A 24,105-nucleotide genomic window follows, 5' to 3' on the forward strand; every position below is an offset into this window, starting at 1 on the left:
TACTACGCAGCGGCCTGCTGTTCGGCTAGCGCAAGGAGGGTTCGCACCGTCACGCCGGTCGCGCCCTTTCCGTTGTATCCGTATGTCGCCGACCCGTTGTCCCCGGGACCGGCGATGTCGAGGTGCACCCACGAAATCTGCTCGTCTGAGCCCTCACGTGTGCCCACGAACTCGGCCAGGAAGTGGCCAGCGAGAAGCATCCCGCCCTCTCGCCGTGACAGGTTGGCGTTCACGAGATCCGCGACGTCGGAGTCGAGGTTTGCGCGAAGCTCGCTCGGGAGCGGCATCCGCCAGAATTTCTCACCAATGCTGTCGGCAAGGGCGACGACATCTGAGGCGCGCTCGTCGTTACCCATCACTCCTGTGTAGCGCTTACCGAGAGCGATCACGGCTGCGCCCGTCAGGGTTGCCACATCGACGATCAGGTCGGGCTGCTCTTCGCTCGCAACAGCGAGTCCGTCGGCCATGACGAGGCGTCCCTCGGCGTCGGTGTTCGTGACCTCGACCGTGCGTCCGCCGTACATCTTCAGAACGTCGCCGGGACGCGTCGCGGACCCGGACGGCATATTCTCGGCAAGGCACAGCCAGGCCGTCATGCGCGTCTTAATGCCGATGCGGGCCGCGGCGGTGATCGTTGCGAGAGCGGTCGCGGCGCCGAGCATGTCGTACTTCATGCCCATCATGCCGTTCGCGGGCTTGAGCGAGAGCCCACCCGTGTCGAAGGTGATCCCTTTGCCCACAAGAGCGATGTGTGAAGTCGCACCATCGGGCGCGTACTCAAGCTTGACCAGGCGCGGTCCGTGAACCGATCCACGACCGACCCCGAGGATTCCTCCGAAACCGCCTGCTTCGAGCTTCGGAACGTCCCACACCGTCACGTCGATCGGGAGCTCCGAAGCCGAGTCCACGGCGGCGTCTGCGAAAACCTCTGGTGTCAGCTCCGACGCCGAGGTGTTCCCGAGGTCACGAACCAGGTGTACAGCGCGAGCAGTCTCGAGCACGCGCTTCGCTTCGTCATCGGAAAGCGGCTCTGGCGCAACGATCGTCACGGACTCCACAGCGGTCTTACGCTCGCTCAGCCCCTTCTCGCGGGTGTAGCTGTATGCCCCAATCGCCGCTCCTTCTGCGACGGCCACCACGTCGGCGTGGGCGCTCAGACCAAGAGCCAATCGAACGGATGCTGTTCCAGCAAGCTGCCTGACCGCGGAACCGGCAGCCGCACGAAGCGTCTCGGGCGTCACCTCGCGTCCGATTCCGATAACGGCGACGACGGTCGACGGCGCGTCGGGAAGGATGACCCTCGCGAAAGAATCAGGCGAACCGGTCACACCGAGCTGCGTCAGAACCTCTTCCAGGCTCTCGAAGCCGGGTGCTGCATGGAGTCGGGGGCCGTCTTTTGTGGAGACGGCGCCGACCACCGTGACGTCTGCGGCGGAGTGACCCGCGGAATCCGATACGAAGTCAAGCGAGATTGTGCTCATCCCCTCATGCTATCGGCGCGTGCGTTCGCTCTGGGCGCGACGAAAGAGAGCCCTGGCGCGCCGACGCGCGAATAGCATGGAGGTATGAGCATCCCTGAAGACCTCGTGCGTTTCACGGAGTCGGCGTCAGCCGTCCCCGAGGGGCTTCCGCTGGTCATCGGTCTGACCGGGTTTGCCGACGCCGGCAGCACGATCGCTCAAGCGGTCACCTACTTGCGCGACAGCCTGAGCTATGAAGACGTCGCGATATTCGACAACGATGCGCTGCTGGACTATCGAGCGCGTCGTCCCATCATCCAGTTCGAGCACGATCATCTCACCGACTACGAACCGGCCCGGCTCGCTCTGTCGCTGGCGTACGACGAGCTGCACCGGCCTTTCCTGCTGCTCACGGGCTACGAGCCGGACTTTCGGTGGGAAGCATTCACACAGACCATCGTCAGTCTCGTCGAGAAGTTCAAGGTCACTCACACGACGTGGGTTCACGGCATCCCGATGCCGGTTCCGCATACGCGACCGCTTGGTGCCGCGGTGAGTGGCAATCGTGAGGAGCTCATCGACGCCCTCTCAATCTGGCGTCCGACGACGCAGGTTCCCGCGAATGTCCTGCACGTGCTCGAGTACCGGCTTCAGCAGGCGGATCACGCTGTCGCGGGGTTCGCGCTCCTGGTGCCGCACTACCTGACCGAGACGGAGTATCCCGCTGCCGCCCTCACAGCGCTTGAACTCTACAGCGCGGCTTCCGGACTTGTGTTCCCGAGCGACGAGCTGCGCGAAGACGGCCGCCAGTTCGTCGCGCGAGTGGATGAACAGGTCGCCGAGAACGGCGAGCTGAACAAACTCGTGTCGTCCCTTGAAACGCGGTACGACACCTATATGGAGGGCACCGAGCAGAGGCCGCCGCTCACCATGGATGAACAGGATCTGCCGTCTGCCGATGACATCGCGGCGGAGCTTGAGCGCTATCTTGCGGGAAGGCGCCCGACCGACGGCGATGCGTGACGTCCCGCTTCAATACGGCCGATAGCATTCACATGTGAATTCTCGTCGCTCCTGGATCATCTTCGTCGTCGGAGTGGCGGCCTATGTCGTAGCGATTCTTCAGCGCAGCACGCTCGGAGTCTCCGGTGTCGCAGCTGTCGAGCGATTCGACATTACCGCGGCAGCGCTCTCGTCTCTCGCCGTCGTTCAGCTTGTCGTCTATGCGGCCATGCAGATTCCGATCGGCCTGCTCATCGACCGCTGGGGTCCGCGACGATTGCTCGTGCTCGGACTCATTTTGATCAGTCTCGGGCAGGCGGTCCTCGCTGTGGCTCCGGATCTTTCTATCGCGGCGCTCGGTCGCGTCTGCGTCGGGATCGGAGATGCAGGGATCTTCGTGTCGGTGCTTCGCCTTGTCAACTATTGGTTCAGCGGCCCGATCGTCCCGTCGCTGAGCCAATGGACGGGCAACATCGGACAGCTCGGTCAGGTGCTCTCTGCCGTTCCATTCGCTGCGCTGCTCAACACTGTCGGATGGGAGAGCGCGTACCTCGCCGCCGCATCCCTCGGCGTTCTCATGCTGATCGTCGTGTTCATCTGTATCGCCGATCGTCCCGTCGACGACTCGACGGGACCCGTGCAGCGATCGTGGGGGAGCTCTCTCGACATCCTCCTCGACTCACTCAAGCGGCCAGGAACCCGGCTCGGATTCTGGGCCCACTTCATCACTCAGTCAAGCGGCACTGTCTTTTCGCTCCTCTGGGGATATCCGTTCATGGTCTTCGCCCTCGGCATCCCCGAATCGGCCGCCGCAGCATTGCTCCTGGTGATCGTCTTCTCCGGGGTCGTATTCGGGCCGATCCTCGGTGTCCTCACCGCGCGGTTCCCAACACGACGCAGCAACCTCGTGCTCGGCGTCGTCTCTGTCATGGGTATCGTCTGGACGACGTTCCTCGCATGGCCGGGGCACCCGCCGATGTGGCTGCTCATCGTTCTTCTCATCTCTATGGGCATCGGCGGACCCGGCTCACTGATCGGCTTCGACTTCGCCCGCACGTTCAACCACAGCCGTGCTCTCGGCTCTGCAAATGGCATCGTCAACGTCGGCGGGTTTCTCGCAAGCTTCACGATGATGTTTGTCATCGGCTTCGTTCTCGACGTTCTGAGCGCCGGGGCCACGTCCCCAGACGAGACGTATTCGCTCTCATCATTCAAAATCGCCTTCCTCGTGCAGTACATCGTCATCGGCTTCGGAGTCGTGATGCTGTTTCTTGCACGCCGCACGACACGCTCACGCCTGGCTGAACAGGAGGGAATAAAAGTGGCCCCTCTGTGGGTTGCATTGGTGAGATGGATGCGACGTGACCGCTCGTGAGGGAGACGTGTCACGCAGCGAGGGAAATCCATGACATAATAGGTAGTGGACCCATTGTGGCCCGACGTATGTCTGCACAGGCTTGACTGTCTGTTTGGGTGTGCGGCGGGACTTGACATGGGTCTTAGTACTGTCCGAAATCGATACACGTCGGTGATTCCGCGCTACCCGGCGCGCCACGGACCGAAAGGGTGCTCGCATGGCCAGCAAGCCTGCACAGAAAACGGACGCCACACGAGAGGCCGACCAGGCGGAGGCGACGTCGACAGCCAGCGCGCCGAAAACGAAGGGCGCAACGGCGAAGAAGACAGCCGCGTCTGCACCAGCGAAGAAGTCGGCAGCGCCGAAGTCCGCAAAGGGCAAGAAGAAGGCCGTCGATCCTGTCGCCGAAGTTGAGGCGGAGGAGACAGCTGCCGAAGCACCGACGGATGCCCAGGCGCCCAAGAAGACGTCCACCGCGAAGGACGAGCCGCTGCCCAAGGGGGCTCTCGTTCTGTCGCAGGGTGACGACGAAGACGAGATGCCCGTCTACTCGACGACGATCACGGGCGCGACGGCCGACCCCGTCAAGGACTACCTGAAGCAGATCGGCAAGGTTCCGCTGCTGAACGCCGCCGAAGAGGTCGAGCTTGCAATGCGCATTGAAGCCGGCCTGTTCGCCGAAGACAAGCTCAGTCAGATGACTGACGCCGAAAAGCGGCAGAAGCTCGGCCGGGAGCTCCAGTGGGTCTCACGCGACGGTCAGCGCGCGAAGAGCCACCTCCTGGGTGCCAACCTCCGTCTCGTTGTGTCGCTCGCCAAGCGCTACACCGGTCGCGGAATGCAGTTTCTCGACCTGATTCAAGAGGGAAACCTGGGTCTCATTCGCGCGGTCGAGAAGTTCGACTACACGAAGGGCTTCAAATTCTCGACGTACGCGACGTGGTGGATCCGCCAGGCCATCACTCGCGCGATGGCCGATCAGGCTCGCACGATCCGCATTCCCGTCCACATGGTCGAGGTCATCAATAAGCTCGCCCGCGTGCAGCGGCAGATGCTGCAGGATCTCGGACGTGAGCCGACGCCGGAAGAGCTCAGCAAAGAGCTCGACATGACGCCGGAGAAGGTCGTCGAAGTTCAGAAGTACGGTCGCGAGCCGATTTCTCTCCACACCCCGCTTGGCGAAGACGGCGACAGCGAGTTCGGTGATCTGATCGAGGACACCGAGGCAGTGGTTCCCGCTGACGCCGTGGGATTCACAATGCTGCAGAAGCAGCTCGAGTCGCTTCTCGATTCTCTCTCTGAGCGCGAGGCCGGGGTGATCCGCATGCGCTTTGGTCTCGGTGATGGAATGCCGAAGACCCTCGACCAGATCGGCGATACTTTCGGAGTCACGCGCGAGCGCATTCGCCAGATCGAATCGAAGACGATGGCGAAACTGCGTCACCCCAGCCGGTCGCAGTCCCTGCGCGATTATCTCGAGTAGTCTCGGCTCGCTGACGACACTCGACGAAAGGCAGGGGTATGGCCGCGGAGGCAAACGAAGGCAAGGCGCTCGAAACGACCGTTGACGGCATCAGCTACCAGCGGATACCGGTAAAGACGCGCCTCGTCGGTCCTGATGATGACATCGTGGAGGTCGTGACGACGTTCGCGCGCGAGCACATCGTCGACGGCGATATCGTCTTCGTCACAGAGAAGATCGTAGCGATCACGCAGGGCAGGGCCTACCCGGTCAATTCCATCAAGACACGGCCGCTTGCCCGTTTCCTCTCGAAGTACGTCACCAAAACGTCGTACGGGATCGGTCTCGGCATGCCCGAGACAATGGAGATGGCTCTTCGCGAGTGCGGAACACCGCGCATTATGTTTGCCGCGGCCGTCTCCGTCGTATCCAAGCTGCTCGGCCGATCGGGCGATTTCTACCGCATCGCGGGGGAGAAGGCGCGCGCCATCGACGGCCCGACCCGACACACGATACCGCCGTACAATTCGCACGTCGTACTCGGACCGGAGCGCCCAGACGACGTTGCCAACGAGCTCAAGACGGCACTTGGCGGGCGGGTCGATGTCATGGTCGTCGACATCAACGACCTCGGCGGAAACATCCTCGGCAACACTCTCGGTCACAGCAAGGATGACCACATGGTTCGCGTGCTGAAAGACAACCCACTCGGTCAGAAGCACCAGAGCACGCCTATTGGCATCATCCGCACGATCGCGTAGCACCATGCAACGGCTCTGGCCCCGCCTCGGCGGGGCCAGAGCCGTTTTCCGGGACGGTCCGGTCAGAAACCGATGATGCTCTGAAACCGCGGTCGGCTTCCCGTGCGGATGCCCGTGACACTCGGCTTGTTCTCGTAGACGCCGGCAGCCCAGTTTCCCTCAACGAGAACCGGCCCCTCCTCGCTCATCACGATGTCCCATCCGATGTACCTCATATCGGGAACCACGCGAGCGACGTCGTCGAAGAACGGCTGCACGGTCTCGACGAGCGGCAACTCGAAGTCGGGAATCGAGACGCCCGATTCAGGATGCGTGGCATGCACATTGTCATGCGAGTCGTATCCGCGGCCCATCGACTTCCCGTCGAGGCTCAGCATTGTGTAGAAGCCGCCGAACGTCTGCTGGTCGCTCGCCTGCCCGCGCCCGAACTTCTGCGCCATCGAGAGAATATGCGTCTTCTCGCCGTCAAAATAGGTAGTGACACGGGTCGTGTTCGCTGTCCCGGCACACACGGCGGCAAGTGTCGGATGCTGCTGGATGACCTCTTCGAGCAAGAACTGTCCTTCATCGAGCAGTCGCGTGCGAAACCCCTCCCAGTCCGTCACGTCGTCTGCAGTGTGGCGGTGCACTCCGTGCCCGGCACTGCTGAACGGCACCTTCCCGATGACCGTGCCCGCACGCTGCACGAAGTCGCGAACCTCATCGACTGACGCCTCGCGCACATCGAGCCACTGCCGCTTAAGAAACGCGTTGAAGACCTTGTTGAATTCGATCTTGTCGTGGAAGATCCCGCGGTGCGCCTCGGCGTCATGCTCCATCGCGATGTGATTCGAAATGGAGTGCGTCATGAACGTCTCGCGCTCAGCACGACTCAGAATCGCGTAGTCCCAATCCACGTAGTCCTGAAAAGCCGTCTGGCGGAATGCGGCAGACCACAGCATGTCGACCATGATGACCGGCAGCGCCTTGTGATGCTGCGCCGAAACGTCCTTCGCACGCTCGACGAGGGAAGAGATATCGATGCGCCGCGCACGATTCTTAATGTAGTCGAGGCGGATCTTGAGGCGATTTGCCTTCGGCATGGCGCGGGGCACTCCCATCGTCGTGTGGTCGGAACATCCAATTATAGAGAGACGCCGCCTGAGCGCCGTCTTGGTCGCACCGCGCTAGACTGTGCTCGCGCATTCGCTCGGGGAGGAAAGTGGTCTTGTTGACGTCTGAGTCTCAGACAGCCGGCACTCGTGTTCTGCACCTCTCTTCGGCGCAGCTCGCTCGTGTCTCCAGAGCTTTAGACGGCGACGAGGCAGCTGCCGCCGAGTTCGATTCGGCGCTGTCGTCAGATCCAGTCCGGCTGCTCGTCGAGGTGCTTTCGACGAAGTCTGTGCCCGCGGGGTCAGGGGTGTCGTACGGACACACCTTCGTCACGCAGCATCCCACTGTGCTCGCACGTGTGGCGATCGGGTATGGCCATGGCCTGCCGCGCAAGGCGGGGAATCGTGCATGGGTCACGTGGTCTGCCGCCGGAGGGCCTGCGGTGCGGCTGCCGATCGTCGGACGCGTTGCGATGGACGAATTCGTCGTGGATGTCGGCAGGACTCCGGTCGAACCAGGACAGCTCATGTGCGTATTCGGAGATTCCGATGAGGGCGAGGTACCCCTGGGTGACTGGGCCGCCGCGATCGGGGAGTCTCCGGTGTCAGTCATCGCCTGCCTCGACCGGCGAGTGACGAGGAGCGTCGTCGAATGACCGCCAGTGTGCGCGCACGCGCGGTCATCTCGCGCCGTGCTCTCGTCGATAATGCTCGACGCGTCGCCGAGCGCGTCGCCCCTGCGCAGCTCGCGATCGTCGTCAAGGACGACGCCTACGCGCATGGCGTACCTGAGGTCGTCTCGACGCTCATCGCAGCCGGATTCCATCGTTTCGGCGCCCTCGATCTCACGACCGCGCTCACCGTTCGCGAGCTTGCGCCTGACAGCATGATCTTCACCTGGGTGTTCGGCGAGCACGACGATCTCGACGTCGCTCTCAGGGAACGGCTCGATCTTGGCGTTTCGTACCCGTCGATGCTCGAGCGGGTCGCCGAATCAGCAAAGCGCACGGGACAGCGTGCAACTGTGCACCTCAAGATCGATACAGGGCTGCATCGCGCCGGCGTTCTCGCCGACACGTGGCCGCGTTTCGTCGCACGCGCAGCCGAGTTGCAGAAGGCGGGCGCGATCGATGTCACAGGCATCTGGACGCACATCGCCGAAGCCTCGTACGAGCGCGACAGCGCGGCAATCCTGCGCTTTGAGCAGGCGATCCAGATTGCCCAGGAGGCGGGACTTCACCCTCGCGTGCGTCACCTTGCGGCAAGCGCTGCATCGTTCGAACGTGCGGACGCCCGCTTCGACATGGTGCGCGTCGGCGCGTTCGTGTACGGCATCGCTCCCGGCGACGGCATCGGACCTCACGAGCTCGGGCTGACTCCCGCCTTGACGCTCTCGACCACGGTCACGCACATCGAGCGGGCCAACGGCCGTTCACACGCGCAGATACCCATCGGGCACGTGCACGGTCTCTACAGCGACGCCGTGAACGGTGTCACGGTGGCCGTGCGCGGGGAGCGCTTCCCGATCGTCAGCGTCGACCGCACGATGGCGCGCATCGACGTCACGGGATCGTCCATTGCGACCGGCGACGCTGTTCACCTGTTCGGCGACGGCGCACACGGCGAGGACTCGCTGCAGGTGTGGGCTGACGCCATGGGGACGATCGGCGAAGAGGTGGCGATCCGGCTGGCGCGAGCAGCGGAACGCCATTACGTGGACTGAGCGCCGCGCGGGCGAACGACAGAGCGGGTGGATGCTGTGACAGCATCCACCCGCTCTGCTCTGGGCGTCAGGCGCGCGTGTCTTCGAGGAGCCGGTCAGACTCGTCGTGCCAGCTCTCGGCAACAGCCATGAGCTTCTCTTCGTATTTCTTTCCGTGATGTGCGCAGAACAGCAGCTCCCCGCTGTTGACGACAGCACGAATGTACGCTTGCGCGCCGCAGCTATCGCATCGATCGGCCGCGGTCAGCTGGGGCTGAACGGCGTCGACAGTCTGTGTACCGGTGTGCGACATGAGCTCCTCCTGACCTCACGGAGCGCCCTTTACGCCCCTCTTGTCCCTATGTAACCACGCCTCGCCTGAATACCTTCCTCATGTGCGGCGAGTTCGCTCACCGCGTAGCGTCGCAGCGCGGAGGGGTGTCGATGCCTGATCCCTGGCGGGGAGCGAACTAATGTTGGGGTCGTGAGTTCTGATTATTCCGCGCGCCATCTCTCCGTTCTCGAGGGTTTGGAGGCCGTGCGCAAGAGGCCAGGCATGTACATCGGCTCGAACGGCTCCCGCGGCCTCATGCACTGCCTCTGGGAGATCATCGACAACGCCGTCGATGAGGCTCTCGCCGGATACGGCGATCACATCGAAATTCGCTTGAGAGACGACGACAGCGTCGAGGTCATCGACCACGCACGCGGCATCCCCGTTGATATCGAACCCAAGACCGGGCTCACCGGCGTTGAGGTCGTGTTTACGAAGCTGCACGCGGGAGGAAAATTCGGAACAGGCTCCTACGCATCGTCGGGAGGACTACACGGCGTGGGAGCATCCGTCGTCAATGCCCTCTCTGAACGCCTTGATGTCGAAGTCGATCTCAACGGCAAGACATGGGCGATGTCGTTCCACCGCGGTGAGCCGGGAATCTTCGATGACGGGGGCCGTGAACCGAGTCCCGACGCTCCGTTCACTCCGTTCAAAGAGAAGAGCGAACTGCGCGTCGTCGGCAAGGTGAAGAAGGGCGTCTCGGGTTCGCGTGTGCGCTACTGGGCCGACCGGCAGATCTTCGAGAAGGGCGCGACATTCAACGTCGACGATTTGCAGGGTCGCGCCCGCCAGACGGCCTTCCTCGTTCCAGGGCTCACGATCCGCATCGATGACGAGCGCGCTGCTTCCGCTGATTCGAACGAGATCGTGACCTCGGAGTACCGCTTCGATGGGGGCATCTCGGAGTTCGTTGAGTATCTTGCGGCCGACGTGCCTGTGACCGACATATGGCGGGTCTCCGGATCGGGAAGCTTCACCGAGACGGTGCCGACGCTCCAACCCGACGGATCGATGGTCTCCGCCGAGGTCGAGCGCACGTGCGAGGTGGACGTCGCCCTGCGCTGGGGGACCGGCTACGACACGACTGTGCGGTCGTTCGTCAACATCATCGCCACCCCGAAGGGTGGCACGCATCTCGCCGGGTTCGAGCAGGGCTTGCTCAAGGTCGTGCGCAAAGAGGTGGAGAAGAACGCACGACGTCTGAAGGCCGGAAACGACAAGATCGAGAAAGACGACGTGCTCGCGGGCATGACGGCCGTGCTCAATGTTCGCATTCCCGAGCCGCAGTTCGAAGGGCAGACCAAAGAGGTACTCGGCACCCCGGCCGCGCGAACGATCGTCTCGAAGGTGCTGACCGACGCCCTGACCGAGAAGTTCTCGTCGAACAAGCGCGAAGACAAGAACCAAGCATCTGTCGTTCTCGACAAGGTCGTCGCCGAGATGAAATCGCGCATCTCTGCCCGCGCGCACAAAGAGACCCAGAGGCGCAAGAATGCCCTCGAGAACTCCACGCTGCCTGCGAAGCTCGTCGACTGCCGGTCCAGCGACGTGGAGCAGAGCGAGCTGTTCATCGTCGAGGGCGACTCTGCGCTCGGAACAGCCAAGCTCGCGCGCGACAGCAGCTACCAGGCACTTCTTCCCATCCGGGGAAAGATCCTCAACGTGCAGAAGGCTTCCGTCAGCGACATGCTCTCGAACGCCGAGTGCGCCGCGATCATCCAGGTTCTCGGCGCGGGCTCTGGGCGCACGTTCGATCTGGACGCCTCACGCTACGGCAAAGTCATCTTCATGAGCGACGCCGACGTCGACGGTGCCCACATTCGGATGCTGCTGCTCACGCTGTTCTTCCGTTATATGCGCCCCATGATCGAAGCCGGGCGCGTGTACGCTGCCGTGCCGCCGCTGCACAGAATCGTCGCGATCAACGGAGGCTCAAAACCGAACGACGTTCTGTATACGTATTCGGAGCAGGAACTCCACGGCGTGCTGAAAGGCCTCGAACGCAGCAAGAAGCGTTACAAGGAGCCGATTCAGCGCTACAAGGGGCTTGGGGAGATGGATGCCGACCAGCTCGCCGAGACCACGATGGACAGGCGCAACCGCACGCTTCGCCGCGTTCGCGTCGAAGACGCCGAAGCGGCCGATGCGATCTTCGAGCTGCTGATGGGAAACGACGTACCCCCGCGCAAGGAGTTCATCGTCGACAACTCCCGCAACCTCAGTCAGGACCGCATCGACGCGTGACCGGCGCGTGGCAGCGCACCCGGGTCAGATGTGGTGCCCGAGCGCTGCCACGCTTCCCTCGAGCGGCTCGCCTGACCCATCGCGCTTCGCTCCCGCCGCGGGCAGAACGCGTGGCGTCCCGTCGGCAGCCACGGCGAAAGCGGGGGCTGGCCCGACCCACGCGGCAGAAAGCTGATCCTCACCCTTGAGCAGTCGCTGCGCACGGACGCCGCCCGTCGCACGCCCCTTGACGGGGAAGTCCGCCAGGTACGAGACTTTCGCAGATCCGGGATCCGTCCCCGTGAGCATCTGCGAGTTCACCGCCACCGTCGCGACGACGTGCCTGCCTGCATCTGCCTTCGCCACGCCGAAGAAGATGGCAGATGAGCCAGCGCCGAGTTTAATGCCTGCGACTCCGGATGCTGTCCGCCCCTGAGGGCGAACGGACGACGCCGCGTAGGTGAGCAATTGTGTGTCAGACGAGATGAAGACCAGCTGATCGTCATCTGTGGCGAGAGCGGCGCCCACAACACTGTCGCTGTTTTTGAGACTGATGATCTCGAAGTCCGGCTTGTTCGGCCACGCGCCCATCTGAAGACGCTTGACCGTTCCCTGCGCCGTCCCCAACGCAAGCGTGCGCGTCTCGTCGAGCGCGATGATCGCAAGCACGCGCTCACCGCGGTCGCCGAGCGCGAGATACTCGCCGATTCGCACGCCGGCTCGCATCTGGATGCTGGAGGGCGGAACGGACGGCAGGTCGACCGGTGTGAAGCGCACAAGGCGGCCCGTGCTGGTCACCGCCCCGAGCTCGCTGCGCGTCGTGGTGTCGAGAGCAGTGAGAATCGCGTCGTGCTTGCTCCGTCTCGTTGGATGGGTGATCTCAGTACCTTCGGCGAGATCGACTCGCACCGCCCGACCGGTTGCGCTGAGATACACACGGCAGGGCGCATCTTGGATCTCGAGAACGGGCGAGGCACCCTTGCTTCGCCCAGTCGCTGCAATGCTCGGCTTGGCCTCTGTGAGCAGCGTACGTCGTGGCGTGCCGAACTGCTCAGCCGCCTCGTCGAGCTCGCTCGAGACCTGCGCGCGGAGAAGGGCTTCTGACGCAAGCAGCTGCTCGAGCTGCTCGATCTCCCGCTTCAGCTCGTCACGCTCGGACTCGAGCTCGATTCTCGAAAACTTGGTGAGCCTGCGCAGGCGCAGTTCAAGGATGTACTCCGCCTGCAGCTGCGTGAGGTCGAAGACATCCATGAGCCGTGTGCGCGCTTGCTCGGTGTCGTCGCTGGTGCGAATGACCTGAATCACTTCGTCGATGTCGAGAATCGCAATCAGAAGGCCCTCGACCAGGTGCAGCCGTTCCTGGCGACGCGCCAGGCGGTACTGCGACCGCCTCGTGACGACATCGACCCGATGGTCGATGTACACCTGAAGGAGCTCCTTGAGCCCGAGTGTCCGCGGGCCCCCCTCGACAAGCGCCACGCTGTTGATGCTGAACGAGCTCTCGAGCGGCGTGTATCGGTAGAGCTGCTCCAGGACAGCTTCCGGGCTGAATCCTGTCTTCAGCCCGATGACGAGACGCAAGCCATGAGCGCGGTCCGTCAAGTCCGTCACGTCCGAAATGCCGCTGAGTTTCTTCGACTGCACACCGGTCTTGATCTTCTCAATGACCTTTTCAGGGCCGACAAGGTACGGAAGCTCCGTGACGACCAGGCCGTTCTTGCGCGCCGTGATCGGCTCGATGGAGACGCGGGCACGCGTCTTGAACGCTCCGCGACCCGTCGCGTACGCGTCTTTGACGCCGTCGAGACCGACGATCGTTCCGCCGGAGGGAAGATCTGGTCCAGGCACGAATGCCATCAAATCGTCGAGCGTCGCATCGGGGTTGTCGATCAGGTGCCGTGCGGCACCCACCACCTCGATGAGATTGTGCGGTGCCATGTTCGTCGCCATTCCGACGGCGATTCCGGTGGTTCCGTTGACGAGGAGGTTGGGAAAGGCCGCGGACAGAACGGCGGGCTGCTGAAATTGGTTGTCGTAGTTCGGGACAAAATCGACGACGTCCTCGTCGAGGCTCTCGGCGAGGGCAAACGCGGCCGCGGCGAGGCGGGCCTCGGTGTAGCGCTGTGCTGCCGGCCCGTCATCGAGCGAGCCGAAGTTTCCGTGCCCGTCGATGAGCGGAAGCCTCATGGTCCAGGCCTGCGCCATGCGCACGAGCGCATCGTAGATTGCGGTGTCTCCGTGGGGGTGCAGCTTTCCCATCACCTCACCGACAACGCGCGCGGACTTGACGTGACCGCGATCGGGGCGAAGCCCCATCTGCACCATCTGATAGATGATGCGCCGCTGTACCGGTTTCAGCCCGTCACGCGCGTCAGGCAGCGCACGGGAGTAGATGACGGAGTACGCGTACTCAAGAAACGACCCCTGCATCTCGGAGGAGACATCGATATCCTCGATGCGTTCGGCGATCTGGTCAGGGGGCGTTGAGTCTTTCGAGCGGGCCATTCGGGTATGCGGGATCTCTCTGGTGTGCTGACGGCTCGTCTTCACACCCGTGTGGAAGACTGGCCACGATGACGACAATGCTACCCACGGAAGGCGCCCAATCCCGGAGCCTTGCCGTACTTGCCCATGATTTCCTCGCCACGCTGCGCGGGCACCAGGGCGGCCTGGGTCTCGCACCCGTCACATCCGTCATTGTCGTCGTCGTCGACGGGCTTGGAACATCAAACCTCGCCGAACGAGCGGGACACGCGCGATTCCTCACGGCCCACCGTGGCCGTTCCCTGCGCGCTCCCATTCCCTCGACAACCGCTGCGGCTCTGCCCACGCTTCTCACCGGTGCTCGGCCCGGGGAGCACGGGATGCTGGGCTACAAGGTCCGCGATCCGGCCTCAGGTCGCCTTGTCAACCAGCTCACGGGGTGGGATGAGCTCGCGAACCCCGAAAGCTGGCAACGGTCGTCGACGGTCTTTGAGACGATAGCGGCGGCGGGAATCGGCGCCGCAGCCGTCGGGCCGCGGAAGTTCGCTGACTCCGGATTCACCCGCGCCGTGTTGCGCGGCGCCCGTTACGAAGCGGCAGACGGCATCGGCGATCGAGTGGATGCTGCCGCGCATCTCGTGAGCTCGAGCGAACCGCAATTCGTGTACCTGTACATTCCCGAGCTCGACAAAATCGCCCATAAGCACGGCTGGCGCAGCGAAAGGTGGATCGCCGCCCTCGAAACCGTGGATTCCGAGCTGTCACGGCTTCACGCGCTCGTCGATACGAGGCGTACGGGAATCCTCGTGACAGCCGACCACGGCATCATCGACGTTCCGCCTGAAGACCAGGTTCTCTACGACGCGATTCCCGGGCTTCTCGACGGCGTCGAAGCGGTTGGGGGAGAGCCGCGCTTCGTGCAGCTCTATGCAGACGACCATGTGCCCGTCGACGAGATCGCGACCCGCTGGCGCGAATCGCTCGGCCAGAGCGCCATCGTTGCGACGCGTGACGAAGCAATCGCTGCCGGATGGTACGGACCCGCCGTGCCCGCCACCGCTGCGAGAATCGGTGACGTCCTTGTCGCGGCACGCACTCGCGTGGCCTTCTATGACAGCGCCCCGCAGTCCGCGTCGTCACGAAAGATGATCGGACAGCACGGCTCGCTGTCTGACGAAGAACGGAGCGTGCCGTTCATTCGCCTTGGAGCGTGGGTGTGACGGGTTAGTCGTCGGAGTCGGATCGTGCTCCGAAGACGATCTCGTCCCACGACGGCATCGACGCCCGGCCTCGCTTGCTGCGTCCGGTCGCGCGCTTCTCATCTGGAGCGGGAGCCGATTCTGAGCTCTGCTCCTGATCCGGTGTGATCGAACCGAAATCGAGCGGAGTGCTCACGTCATCGCCTGCCGCATCCTCGGATTCGACAGGTTCAGCGGCGGGAGGCCCTTCGCGCCGCCCTCGGCGTTTCCGGAGAGCCTCAAGCAAGTCGGCCGTCTGATTCGACGAATCGCTCTCGTTCGCGCCGGCACCGCGATTGATCGCCGCTTGAGAGGCTGCCGATGGATGCCGAGGCGAGAGCGCAGCGGGTTCAAGCTGCGCGATCGTCTGGGGAGCCTCAGTCTCTACCGGACGAAAGCGAAAAGCGCCGCTGTCAAATCGTGACTCATCAGTCTCGTGCGGTTCTGGCTCAGTGTGCGAGTGGTCTTCGACTGCCCGCAGCCGCGGAATCATTCCGTGAGGCAGGTCGCCTTGCTTGGAGAGCAGGATCGCCTCTTGGTTCAGTGGTGCGAGAGTGTGCTTCTTCGGCTCATAACTCCAGCGGGCGTCATGATCGATCGTCGCAGCGGTGAATGAGAGTTTCACGATCCAGCCGTCCGCCGGGTCCTTCCAACTGGTCCACCGCTCCCCGGTGGCGGCAAGACCTTCGAGGCGTGCGGCGATGGCTGCACCGAATGTCGGTTCGTCACCGTGCACATCGATCGCAGAGAGGACGGGGACGCTTAATGCTGCTCCCACGATGTGTTCGCGCTCGGCAAGCACAGGCCCCTCGAAACGACGAACATACTCCACGCTGACCCCTGTGAGTTCGGCGACCTCGGCCGCCGACAGTCCGGAGCGAATGTGTGACTGAACCTCGCGAGGACTTAGCCGACGCTCTTCGACGTGAGACTCCTTCGGCGGCTTCAGATGCGAGAGCAGAACCTCGTTGATGACGATGCGGAAACGTTGCCCCTGCTCTGTGGCAGCGACGAGGGCACCGTCCTCGACCCCGATGACCTTCAGATCTTGCATGAGCGAAACGCCTTTCCGGCTGGCTACTTCTTCAGGGACATCGTCACACGGGAATGCCCGATTTCGCGGGAATAACGTGGGCGTGCCGTGAGTTGGTCCAGAGACGCAGCCGCGACCGCCCATATCACTCGATCGCGGTGAGCGGAAAGCGGTTTGCTCTTTGCAGTTCGATGGTGCAAACTGTGGCCGCCGATTTTGTTTGGCCCCCCTGAAAGCGAGAAGTGGAAAAGAATGGCAACGGATTACGACGCTCCCCGTAAGTCGGAGGAAGACTCCGACTCCATTGAGGCACTCAAGGAGCGTGTTCCCGACAAGATGTCGGGCACCGTTGACGTCGAAGACGCGGATAACCCCGGTGGATACGATCTCCCGGGTGCAGACCTCTCCGACGTCGACTTGGACGTGGTCGTCCTGCCTCCTCAGGCAGACGAGTTCACGTGCGTCAGCTGCTTCATCGTGAAGCACCGCTCACAACTCGATCACCAGGAGAAGCTTGGTCCTGTGTGCATCGAGTGCGCCTCCTGATTATTCGCTCTCAAAAGAAGCAGCCGGCCGCCGCGCATCGTTGATCGCGGCGGCTAGTTCATGTGCGGAGCGCGTCGACAGCAGCCAGTAGGGCGTCGGATCGTCCTCGTCCGTCACAGGCACCCGCACGACGTCTTTCACCCCGCCGCGAATCATGAGCCACGCTCGCGGGTCGAGGTCCCTGCCTCGTGCCGCGAAAGCATCCTCGGCATAAAGGGCATGCGCCTCGCCGAGAAAGCCGACATCGATCGTCGCGCGCCCCGCCGACAGCATCCCGTCGCGGAGCTCCAGAGTTCCGGCCGCTGCGAACCAGAGAGCCAAGCACGCAACGTAGAGAATCACGCCCGTTCCCACTCCGGCGATCCATGACACGGGCAGCAGCACGAGAAGCGACGCCGGAATAACGAGCAGAAGCGCCCAGGGGATCCATTTGGCTGGCCAGACGCGTTCGTGGTAAGTGGTCACTGTCCCTCTTCGATCAGGTTTCTGCACTACTCTCGATCTGTGACTGAAAGCGCAGACATACCCATTATCGCGCCCCAGCCTCCGAGCTACGCCCATCCCTACGACGCGGGGGCCGATCTCATGGCGGCCGAGGCCGTAACGCTGGAACCAGGGGAGAGGGCGCTCGTCGGCACGGGAGTCTCTCTTGCTCTACCCGACGGCTTCGCCGCATTCGTCGTTCCCCGCAGCGGTCTCGCGGCCAAGCATGGGATCACGATCGTCAACAGTCCCGGAACGATCGATGCCGGCTATCGGGGAGAAGTGAAGGTCATCCTTCTCAACACAGACAGACACGAAAGCTACAGCGTCGCCGTCGGTGACCGGATCGCTCAGATGATCATCATGCCCGTGACCCAGGCGAGGTTCGTCCCCGTGGAGGTGCTGCCGGAGAGCGCACGAGGAGCATCCGGTTTCGGTTCTACCGGCTATCAGGCACGCCAGACAGGAGCAGAGTCATGATCTTGCGAAAGAAGAAGAACGACGCACGGGACGTCCCGGCCGATGAAGACGTCACGGTTGATGAGGGCGCGGATGCTGTTGAGGATGCTGAGCCGGAAGACGCCGAGTTTGACGCTCTCGAGAAGTCGGCGCCGGAAGACCGAGACGAAAACGGCCCCTTCGATGAGAAGGAGGCGAATCCGGTGCGCCCCTACATCGATCTGGGTGGTGTCAAGGTTCTGCCTCGGGAGGGCCTGAATCTTCGATTGGAAGTCGAAGAGTCGTCAAAGCGCATCGTCGCCGTCGGGCTCGACTACGCCGATTCGACACTCCAAGTGCAGCCATTCGCGGCTCCGCGAAGCAGAGGGCTCTGGCACGAGACGCGTGACCAGATCCGTGATCAGATCGACAAGCAGGGCGGCACGACTGAAGAGCTCGACGGTCCGTTCGGTCCAGAACTCATCGCGCGCGTTCCCGTCGCCGCACAAGGCGACAGCGCGAAAACCCGCGATGCGCGCTTCATCGGAGTCGACGGGCCTCGGTGGTTTCTTCGGGGTGTCGTTGCGGGCGCTGGCGCGCGCGCGGGCGACGCTGCTGACAAGGTCGACGACCTCTTCCGCAGCATCGTCGTCGTGCGCGGCGGACAGGCGATGCCGCCGCGCGACCTGATTCCGCTCAAGATGCCCGAGCAGCCTGGCCAAGCGACATAAATGAGTTCTGACGCAACGCCGTCCGGCGACGAGAAGCCATCACCGAGCGACGCTCTATCTGCTGAACTTCGGAAGGCGGCCGCCAGATCGTCTCTGTCTGCACTCGGGAACACAGAGTCGCTTGATGCCAAAGCGCTGATCGCCGCAATGGGCGGCGTCCGCGGCATCCTTGAGGCGATCCTGCCCGGGCTGATCTTCCTCGTCGCCTACACAATCACTCGCCAACTCGTTTTTGCGATCGTCGCTGCGGGGATTGTGGGGGTTCTGTTCACGATCGTGCGCCTCATTCAGCGGCAGACTCTCATGCAGGCGGTGACCGGACTCATCGCGATCGGCGTCTCGGCGGCACTCGCCGCACTGACCGGAAACGCCGAGGACTTCTACCTTCCCGGGTTCTGGACGAACGGGATCTATCTTGTTGCGCTCGCTGCGTCGATCTTCGCCCGCTGGCCTCTCGTGGGAGTCATCGTCGGGCTGATCACCGGGGACGGAAACAGATGGCGCAATGATCGTGCTCTCCGGCGCACGTACGCCGGACTCACCTGGATGTGGGTGGCGATGTTCGCCGTCCGGCTCGCTGTACAGCTTCCGCTCTATTACACCGATAGTTTCGTGGCTCTCGGCACCTTCAAGCTGGTTCTGGGCATTCCCCTGTACGCCCCGCTTCTGGTTGTGACCTGGCTCACTGTCACCGCGCTCCGCAAGCGGCGCGCCGCCGCGGAGCAGCATCCTCGAACCTGATAGAGTTATCTCGACATCAAGATAAATTGTGAACGGCACTCGCCGGCACCTGTTAGGTGCGCCTTGCTAGCTGTGGGAGTGCCGGGAAGCCAGAATTGACTCTGAGCGTGCGTTGACAGCAAACGCCAATGAAGGAGAGGCAACGTGTCCACGGTAAATAGCTTTGGAGCTAAGAGCACCCTGACAGTCGGTGATTCCGACTACGAGATCTTTCGTCTCGATGCCGTTGACGGCTACGAGAAGCTGCCGTTCAGCCTGAAGATCCTCCTCGAGAATCTGCTTCGCACCGAGGATGGCGCGAACATCACGAAGGCGCACATCGACGCGCTCGGCTCGTGGGACCCCACGGCTGAGCCGAACACGGAGATCCAATTCACTCCCGCACGCGTGGTGATGCAGGACTTCACGGGCGTCCCCTGCATCGTCGACCTCGCGACAATGCGCGAAGCATTCGCCAAACTCGGCGGCGATCCCAATAAGATCAACCCGCTTTCGCCCGCTGAGCTCGTGATCGACCACTCGGTCATTGCCGACGTCTTCGGCTCCGAGGAAGCGCTCGAGCGGAACGTCGAGATCGAATATGAGCGCAACGGCGAGCGATACCAGTTCCTTCGCTGGGGCCAGACAGCGTTCGAAGACTTCAAGGTCGTTCCTCCCGGCACCGGAATCGTGCACCAGGTGAACATCGAGTACCTGGCCCGCGTGACGTACGCGCGCGAGGTCGACGGGGCCGTGCAGGCGTACCCTGACACGCTTGTCGGAACAGACTCGCACACCACCATGGTGAATGGGCTCGGCGTTCTCGGCTGGGGCGTCGGCGGCATCGAGGCCGAGGCCGCGATGCTCGGTCAGCCCGTGTCGATGCTGATTCCGAAGGTTGTCGGCTTCAAGCTGACCGGAGACATCCCCTCGGGCGTCACAGCAACCGACGTTGTTCTGACGATCACGGAGATGCTGCGCAAGCACGGCGTTGTCGGCAAATTCGTCGAATTCTATGGTTCCGGCGTCGCGGCCGTGCCGCTCGCGAACCGCGCGACCATCGGAAACATGAGCCCTGAGTTCGGCTCGACGGCAGCAATCTTTCCGATCGACGATGTCACTCTCGATTACCTGCGCCTCACCGGGCGCAGCGAGGACCAGATCGCTCTCGTCGAGGCCTACTCGAAGGAGCAGGGTCTCTGGCACGACGCGGATCGCGAACCGAACTACAGCGAATACCTCGAGCTCGATCTGTCGACGGTCGTTCCCTCGATCGCTGGGCCGAAGCGCCCGCAGGACCGCATTCTCCTGACCGAGGCGAAGAGCCAGTTCGAGTCCGACCTGCACAACTATGCGACCGTGGAGCATGACCTCGTCGACCTCGAAGTGTCGGAGTCGTTCCCAGCCTCGGACCCTCCGGGAAACACCCCGGAAGACGAGCACGTCGTGCACTCCCATACTCACCGCAGTCATGCTCCGCGTACGGCATCCAAGCCCACCGAGGTTGCACGCGATGCAGACAACTCCTTCACGATCGATCACGGTGCTGTCGCCATCGCTGCCATCACGTCGTGCACGAACACCTCGAACCCCTCGGTCATGCTCGCTGCGGGTCTGCTCGCACGCAACGCCGCGAACAAGGGGCTGAAGGCGAAGCCGTGGGTCAAGACGACGCTTGCGCCTGGTTCGAAGGTTGTTACCGACTACTACGAGAAGGCTGGCCTCACCGACGATCTCGAGGCTCTGGGCTTCTACACGGTCGGGTACGGCTGCACGACGTGCATCGGCAACTCTGGTCCCCTTGATGACGACATCTCACAAGCCGTCAACGACAGCGACCTCGCGGTCACTGCCGTGCTCTCGGGCAACCGCAACTTCGAGGGACGCATCAACCCCGATGTCAAGATGAACTACCTCGCGAGCCCGCCGCTCGTGATCGCGTACGCTCTCGCCGGCTCGATGAACTTCGACTTCGAGACGGACCCGCTCGGCACCGACTCTGACGGGAACGACGTGTTCCTGGCCGACATCTGGCCTCAGCCGGAGGAAGTGCAGAAGACGATCGACTCGTCGATCTCAAGCGACATGTTCTCTCACCAGTACAGCGGGGTGTTCGACGGCGACGACCGGTGGCGGTCGCTGCCGACGCCGACGGGTTCGACGTTCGACTGGAACGCCGAATCGACATACGTGCGCAAGCCCCCGTACTTTGACGGGATGACGGTCGAGCCGAGCCCTGTCAGCGACATCTCCGGCGCCCGCGTCCTTGCGAAGCTCGGTGACTCCGTCACGACGGACCACATCAGCCCCGCCGGTTCGATTAAGGCAGACAGCCCCGCCGGACGCTACCTGACGGAGCACGGAATCTCGCGACGCGACTTCAACTCCTACGGTTCCCGGCGAGGCAACCACGAGGTCATGATCCGCGGAACCTTCGCCAACATTCGACTGCGCAACCAGCTTCTCGACGACGTCGAGGGGGGTTTCACGCGCGACTTCACCAAGGCGGATGCTCCTCAGGAGACGATCTACGACGCGTCGCAGAACTATCAGTCTGCCGGCACGTCACTGGTCATCCTCGCGGGCAAGGAGTACGGTTCCGGTTCGAGTCGCGACTGGGCGGCGAAGGGCACGCGCCTGCTCGGTGTGGATGCCGTCATCGCCGAGAGCTTCGAGCGCATTCATCGTTCGAACCTCATCGGAATGGGTGTCATTCCGCTGCAGTTCCCCGAGGGCGCGTCCGCGGCGAGCCTCGGTCTCGACGGCACAGAGGTCTTCGCGATCTCGGGCATCGAGGCGCTCAACAACGGCTCGACGCCGTCGACAGTTCACGTCACGGCGACACCGAGCGAGCACTCGGCAGCCGACAAGGCGCCCGTTGAGTTCGATGCTGTGGTGCGCATCGACACCCCAGGAGAAGCCGATTACTACCGCAACGGAGGAATTCTGCAGTACGTTCTTCGCAGTCTCGCCTCCTAGCTGACTGAATCGTCGCTGCCCCCGAGTGCTCTCTGCGAGTGCTCGGGGGCAGCGGCGTAGAGTTGGCATTATCGGAATCTTCGTGCGAGGAGCTGCTGCATGACGCTACTTGAGTCCATAGCGGGACCGCGGGACCTCGATGCCCTGTCACACGCGCAACTGGAGCAGCTCGCGGAGGAGATCCGCCAGTTTCTCATCGCAGAGGTTTCGCAGACCGGGGGCCACCTGGGTCCGAATCTCGGTGTCGTCGAGCTCACACTGGCTCTGCATCGCACATTCGATTCGCCGCGCGACGCCGTGATTTTCGACACGGGACATCAGTCGTATGTGCACAAGCTGCTCACAGGCCGTCACGATTTCAGGCGTCTGAGGCAGCGTGGTGGACTCGCGGGCTACCCGCAACGCTCCGAGTCCGAGCACGACATCGTCGAGAGCTCGCACGCGTCGAGCTCGCTCAGCTGGGCCGATGGGATCTCGCGCGCCTTCGAGCTCACGGGCCAGCACGACAGATGCGTTGTCGCCGTTGTCGGCGATGGCGCACTCACGGGCGGTATGACGTGGGAGGCCCTCAACAACATCTCCGACGACAACACGCGTCGACTCGTGATCGTCGTGAATGACAACGGCCGTTCGTATGCTCCAACGATCGGCGGAATGGCACGTTACCTCAACAGCATCCGCACCGGACGCACCTACCGGTCGCTCTACCGCTCGAGTGAGGCGGCCTTCAACCGAATGGGAAGACCAGGGCGCGCCGTGTATCGCGGCGTTCGAGGAGGCATCCACGGCTTTCTGAGCCGATTCACGAACAACGCAGCGCTGTATTCGAACCTCGACATCAAATACATCGGACCGATCGACGGTCACGACATCGATGCCATGCGCGAAGCCTTCGAGCAGGCACGCGACTACGCGGCGCCGGTCATTGTGCACGCCATCACCGAGAAGGGCCGCGGCTACGCCCCAGCGCGGCACGATGAAGCCGACCAGTTTCACGCCGTCGGCAAGATCGATCCAGTGACGGGCCGGCCGACGGCAGCGGATGCCGGTGAAACCTGGACGAGCGTCTTTGCCGAGAGTCTTGTGACGCACGGCTCTCAGAACGAGAAGATCGTAGCTATCACGGCGGCAATGCTGCGGCCGACAGGACTTCATCGGTTCGCGGAGAAGTTTCCGCATCGCGTTCACGACGTCGGAATTGCCGAGCAGCACGCTGTGACAAGCGCCGCCGGTCTCGCCTACGGAGGGCTCCACCCCGTCGTGGCCCTCTATGCGACGTTCGTCAACAGGGCGTTCGACCAGGTGCTCATGGACGTCGCGCTGCACAGGTGCGGCGTGACGTTCGTCTTAGACCGTTCCGGAGTCACAGGTCCTGACGGTCCGTCGCATCACGGCATCTGGGATCTGTCGATCCTGCAGGCCGTCCCGCACATTCGCATTGCTGCACCACGGGACGCCGAGAGACTGCGCGAAGAACTCGGAGAGGCCCTGAGCATCGACGATGCTCCGACGGTGATTCGTTTTCCGAAGGGGCCGACGACAGAAGAGCTCCCGGCAGAGCAACGGCGTGCAGACGGTGTCGATGTCCTGCGATCGAGCAGCGAGAACGACGTTCTGATCGTCGCCGTCGGATCCATGGCGGCGACCGCGCTCGATGTTGCGTCGCGGCTCGAGGCACAGGGAATTGGGGCGACGGTCATTGACCCGCGGTGGGTCGTTCCCGTCGCTGACAGCATCGTGGACCTCGCCAGAGACCATCGTCTCGTGATCACGATCGAAGATGGAATCAGGGTCGGCGGGATCGGAACGCGCATTCGACAGGTGCTGCGAGGTGCCGGGGTTGACACCGCCGTCGATGAACTCGGCGTTCCCGACGAATTCATACCCCACGCGTCGCGTGAGCAGATACTCGAAGATGCTGGCCTGACAGCGCGCCAGATCGCGAGAGACGTCGTCGCTCAGGTGCTGGGCAGCCGTATTCCGGTCGCACGCCCCGTCTCCGAGGCATCGCTGTCGCCCGAGAAGACGACGGAGAATCGGGGCTGAGGCACGGGAGAA

The 24,105-nt window shown here is 63.0% G+C and carries 20 protein-coding genes; 14 read left to right on the plus strand and 6 right to left on the minus strand.

Features of this window, described 5'->3' with window-relative positions:
* Positions 1 to 2: 2 nt before the first annotated feature.
* On the minus strand, positions 3 to 1,481 hold the full coding sequence (locus ATJ78_RS10975) for a leucyl aminopeptidase (protein ID WP_098407628.1): 1,479 nt from the start codon (positions 1,479 to 1,481) through the stop codon (positions 3 to 5).
* 84 nt (positions 1,482 to 1,565) lie between these two features.
* Between ATJ78_RS10975 and ATJ78_RS10980 the strand changes: the two genes are divergently transcribed.
* The 4 genes from ATJ78_RS10980 (at position 1,566) to ATJ78_RS10995 (ending at position 6,042) form a co-directional block, all read left to right on the plus strand.
* A complete protein-coding gene (locus ATJ78_RS10980) occupies positions 1,566 to 2,483 on the plus strand; it encodes a proteasome assembly chaperone family protein (protein WP_098407629.1) in 918 nt (305 codons plus the stop codon).
* Between the two features lie 34 nt (positions 2,484 to 2,517).
* Positions 2,518 to 3,837, plus strand: a complete 1,320-nt coding sequence (locus ATJ78_RS10985; RefSeq protein ID WP_098407630.1) for an MFS transporter — start codon at positions 2,518 to 2,520, stop codon at positions 3,835 to 3,837.
* A gap of 199 nt (positions 3,838 to 4,036) precedes the next feature.
* On the plus strand, positions 4,037 to 5,302 hold the full coding sequence (locus ATJ78_RS10990; RefSeq protein ID WP_098407631.1) for an RNA polymerase sigma factor: 1,266 nt from the start codon (positions 4,037 to 4,039) through the stop codon (positions 5,300 to 5,302).
* Between the two features lie 38 nt (positions 5,303 to 5,340).
* Positions 5,341 to 6,042 carry a coenzyme F420-0:L-glutamate ligase gene (locus ATJ78_RS10995; protein ID WP_098407632.1) on the plus strand — a complete coding sequence of 234 codons (702 nt, stop codon included), beginning with the start codon at positions 5,341 to 5,343 and terminating at the stop codon, positions 6,040 to 6,042.
* A gap of 62 nt (positions 6,043 to 6,104) precedes the next feature.
* Here ATJ78_RS10995 and ATJ78_RS11000 read toward each other — a convergent pair whose 3' ends face one another.
* Positions 6,105 to 7,124, minus strand: coding sequence for a sugar-transfer associated ATP-grasp domain-containing protein (locus tag ATJ78_RS11000; protein ID WP_098407633.1), 1,020 nt, complete (start codon positions 7,122 to 7,124; stop codon positions 6,105 to 6,107).
* Between the two features lie 128 nt (positions 7,125 to 7,252).
* Between ATJ78_RS11000 and ATJ78_RS11005 the strand changes: the two genes are divergently transcribed.
* Both ATJ78_RS11005 and ATJ78_RS11010 read left to right on the plus strand, forming a co-directional pair.
* Positions 7,253 to 7,789 carry an alanine racemase C-terminal domain-containing protein gene (locus tag ATJ78_RS11005; protein WP_169923444.1) on the plus strand — a complete coding sequence of 179 codons (537 nt, stop codon included), beginning with the start codon at positions 7,253 to 7,255 and terminating at the stop codon, positions 7,787 to 7,789.
* A complete protein-coding gene (locus tag ATJ78_RS11010; RefSeq protein ID WP_098407635.1) occupies positions 7,786 to 8,856 on the plus strand; it encodes an alanine racemase in 1,071 nt (356 codons plus the stop codon). The genes ATJ78_RS11005 and ATJ78_RS11010 overlap by 4 nt, the downstream gene beginning before the upstream one ends.
* A 67-nt stretch (positions 8,857 to 8,923) precedes the next feature.
* Here the strand turns inward: ATJ78_RS11010 and ATJ78_RS11015 are convergent, their stop codons facing one another.
* Entirely contained in the window at positions 8,924 to 9,148 is a 225-nt protein-coding gene (locus ATJ78_RS11015; protein WP_098407636.1) for a DUF7455 domain-containing protein, read from the minus strand.
* A gap of 171 nt (positions 9,149 to 9,319) precedes the next feature.
* Here ATJ78_RS11015 and ATJ78_RS11020 point away from each other — a divergent pair, with 171 nt between their 5' ends.
* Positions 9,320 to 11,416, plus strand: a complete 2,097-nt coding sequence (locus ATJ78_RS11020; RefSeq protein WP_098407637.1) for a DNA gyrase/topoisomerase IV subunit B — start codon at positions 9,320 to 9,322, stop codon at positions 11,414 to 11,416.
* 24 nt (positions 11,417 to 11,440) lie between these two features.
* On the opposite strand, the gene ATJ78_RS11025 is transcribed toward ATJ78_RS11020, so the two are convergent.
* Entirely contained in the window at positions 11,441 to 13,900 is a 2,460-nt protein-coding gene (locus tag ATJ78_RS11025; RefSeq protein ID WP_098407638.1) for a DNA gyrase/topoisomerase IV subunit A, read from the minus strand.
* 68 nt (positions 13,901 to 13,968) lie between these two features.
* Between ATJ78_RS11025 and ATJ78_RS11030 the strand changes: the two genes are divergently transcribed.
* Positions 13,969 to 15,099, plus strand: a complete 1,131-nt coding sequence (locus ATJ78_RS11030; RefSeq protein ID WP_098407639.1) for an alkaline phosphatase family protein — start codon at positions 13,969 to 13,971, stop codon at positions 15,097 to 15,099.
* Positions 15,100 to 15,103: 4 nt separating this feature from the next.
* Here the strand turns inward: ATJ78_RS11030 and sepH are convergent, their stop codons facing one another.
* Positions 15,104 to 16,171 (minus strand): septation protein SepH, encoded by a 1,068-nt coding sequence (gene sepH, locus ATJ78_RS11035; RefSeq protein WP_098407640.1) that lies wholly within the window; start codon positions 16,169 to 16,171, stop codon positions 15,104 to 15,106.
* 231 nt (positions 16,172 to 16,402) lie between these two features.
* Here sepH and ATJ78_RS11040 point away from each other — a divergent pair, with 231 nt between their 5' ends.
* Positions 16,403 to 16,696, plus strand: a complete 294-nt coding sequence (locus ATJ78_RS11040; RefSeq protein ID WP_098407641.1) for a DUF4193 domain-containing protein — start codon at positions 16,403 to 16,405, stop codon at positions 16,694 to 16,696.
* Here ATJ78_RS11040 and ATJ78_RS11045 read toward each other — a convergent pair whose 3' ends face one another.
* Positions 16,697 to 17,161, minus strand: a complete 465-nt coding sequence (locus ATJ78_RS11045; RefSeq protein ID WP_245836290.1) for a DUF3093 domain-containing protein — start codon at positions 17,159 to 17,161, stop codon at positions 16,697 to 16,699.
* A 39-nt stretch (positions 17,162 to 17,200) separates the two neighbouring features.
* Here ATJ78_RS11045 and dut point away from each other — a divergent pair, with 39 nt between their 5' ends.
* The 5 genes from dut to dxs all read left to right on the plus strand — a co-directional run bounded on the left by dut (position 17,201) and on the right by dxs (position 24,093).
* Positions 17,201 to 17,659: a dUTP diphosphatase gene (gene dut, locus ATJ78_RS11050; RefSeq protein WP_098407643.1), complete on the plus strand. Its 459-nt coding sequence runs from the start codon at positions 17,201 to 17,203 to the stop codon at positions 17,657 to 17,659.
* A complete protein-coding gene (locus ATJ78_RS11055) occupies positions 17,656 to 18,348 on the plus strand; it encodes a DUF3710 domain-containing protein (protein ID WP_098407644.1) in 693 nt (230 codons plus the stop codon). The genes dut and ATJ78_RS11055 overlap by 4 nt, the downstream gene beginning before the upstream one ends.
* Positions 18,349 to 19,089 (plus strand): DUF3159 domain-containing protein, encoded by a 741-nt coding sequence (locus ATJ78_RS11060; RefSeq protein ID WP_098407645.1) that lies wholly within the window; start codon positions 18,349 to 18,351, stop codon positions 19,087 to 19,089.
* A gap of 144 nt (positions 19,090 to 19,233) precedes the next feature.
* A complete protein-coding gene (acnA, locus tag ATJ78_RS11065) occupies positions 19,234 to 22,047 on the plus strand; it encodes an aconitate hydratase AcnA (protein ID WP_098407646.1) in 2,814 nt (937 codons plus the stop codon).
* A 99-nt stretch (positions 22,048 to 22,146) separates the two neighbouring features.
* Entirely contained in the window at positions 22,147 to 24,093 is a 1,947-nt protein-coding gene (dxs, locus tag ATJ78_RS11070; protein WP_098407647.1) for a 1-deoxy-D-xylulose-5-phosphate synthase, read from the plus strand.
* The last annotated feature ends 12 nt before the right edge of the window (positions 24,094 to 24,105 follow it).

Origin of the sequence: Paramicrobacterium agarici (genome assembly GCF_002563955.1) — a bacterium.
Classification (GTDB): domain Bacteria; phylum Actinomycetota; class Actinomycetes; order Actinomycetales; family Microbacteriaceae; genus Paramicrobacterium; species Paramicrobacterium agarici.